Raw genomic sequence first — 1646 nt, forward strand, 5'->3', positions numbered from 1 at the left:
CCTCCTATTTTGGTAATAAAAAAACAAGACTATTCATATTTAGCCTTGTTTTAATACTACTTTTTCCTCAATTCTTCTTTTATTTCTAACTTAATTTTTTCTCTGTCTATTTTTTCCATTATTGATTTTTCCAACTCTTCTTTATCATCTTCCGCTAACTCATAATTCAACACTTTATCATCTTTCGACATATAAAACGTAAAACTGGCAAACACCACTAAAATCATCATAGTGTACAAATAACTTCTTTTTATTTTAGCTTTTGATGCTGGAAACCATTTACAAAACTTACTATCTGATTCACATTTTACTCGAAATCTATTTTCTCCGTAAACTATTACTCCTACTACTTCTAAAATTAGAAATATTACGGTTAACAATACTCCATTTAGTGTTACTATGAAAAAGATTAATCTGTACCCATTATATTTCTCCAAAAATCCACCTATAAACATAAAATTTATCTGTACAAAAGCAAAAATTGCAAAAAAAAGACCCATCATTTCTAAAATTTCTGATTTATTTGCCTTTACTTCATCTTTCAACTTCAAATTCTCATGCCTATTTATCTGATACAAATAACTAAATTTATATGCTCTCACTTCATGTAGTTTTCTATCTAAATCTTTTAGTATACTTTGAGTTATCTCTTGGCTTTCTCTATCATTATCTTCAGTTTGAAGCTGGAAACCAACATCATAAGACCCTATTATCCTATAATAATCAGCTATCAAAGCATTACACTTTTCAATAAATTCTTCCATCTTAATTAATCTAGGTTCACTATCTTTATACTTTTCGTTCAAATTATCTACTTCATTATATCTTCTATTAAATTCACTTACTAACTCATTAAAATTATTTTGATATGATTCGTGATCAGTATTACTCATAATTTCTGTTAGTCTCCCCTCTTAAATAAATTCAACTCCTTTTTCACTATGATATCTAAATATCTCTTCTCTTGATATTATTTCTTTTTTATTTGTCCAAGAATCTTGCCATGGTCTTGATTCATGTGTATAATCCACTATTTGACCAATTGACACTACAGATAATTTTGACATTGAATTGTCTATAAATGTTCGTATATCTTCCCTTATATCTAGAGTATTTCCTTGGAACCCTGTTAACATTCTTATTGTTTCTATATTATCTTTTGTTATCTTTTTACTTCCATTATACTTGAATATATCATATACATCTCTTATTACTGGTCCATATGCCCAAGCTTCAAAGTCATCTAAAAATAGTGGTTTTCCATCATGATCTTTCATATAAGCAGCTTGTAACATATACAAATACTTATTTATTTCCAAATTACTCGCACCGTATTTTGTTATAATATAAGTGCAGATATTCTCTAATTCGCGTGTTATCATAATTTTTCCCTCCTTTTCTTTATACTTTAAAGTATTTTGTCAATTTATAAATTGACAGGACATAAATCCCCTTTCATTATACCTTATATCTCATCTATTTGCAAGACTTCTATTCAATTCTCATTGTCCAAATTATTCATACATACTCTATCCCCTGCCTAAACACCTTTCCCTTATTCTTCTCCAAAAACTCCTGTACCTCATAATTTATCTTAGTCCTATACTTCTCTATATCAAATGCCTTAAACTGCTCTGGATACAATC

2 protein-coding genes are annotated in these 1646 nt (G+C 28.3%); both read right to left on the reverse strand.

What is annotated here, in order from left to right:
• Positions 1-56: 56 nt before the first annotated feature.
• On the reverse strand, positions 57-893 hold the full coding sequence (locus NK213_RS19945) for an MFS transporter (protein WP_253352607.1): 837 nt from the start codon (positions 891-893) through the stop codon (positions 57-59).
• Between the two features lie 21 nt (positions 894-914).
• Positions 915-1382, reverse strand: a complete 468-nt coding sequence (locus tag NK213_RS19950) for a Panacea domain-containing protein (RefSeq protein ID WP_253352609.1) — start codon at positions 1380-1382, stop codon at positions 915-917.
• Between the last annotated feature and the right edge of the window lie 264 nt (positions 1383-1646).

It is taken from the genome of Sebaldella sp. S0638, assembly GCF_024158605.1.
Lineage (GTDB): Bacteria > Fusobacteriota > Fusobacteriia > Fusobacteriales > Leptotrichiaceae > Sebaldella.

Excerpts from the sequence above, each read along its gene's own strand:
- NK213_RS19945 (WP_253352607.1), bottom strand. The coding sequence starts at position 893 with ATGAGTAATACTGATCACGAATCATATCAAAATAATTTTAATGAGTTA.
- NK213_RS19950 (WP_253352609.1), bottom strand. The coding sequence starts at position 1,382 with ATGATAACACGCGAATTAGAGAATATCTGCACTTATATTATAACAAAA.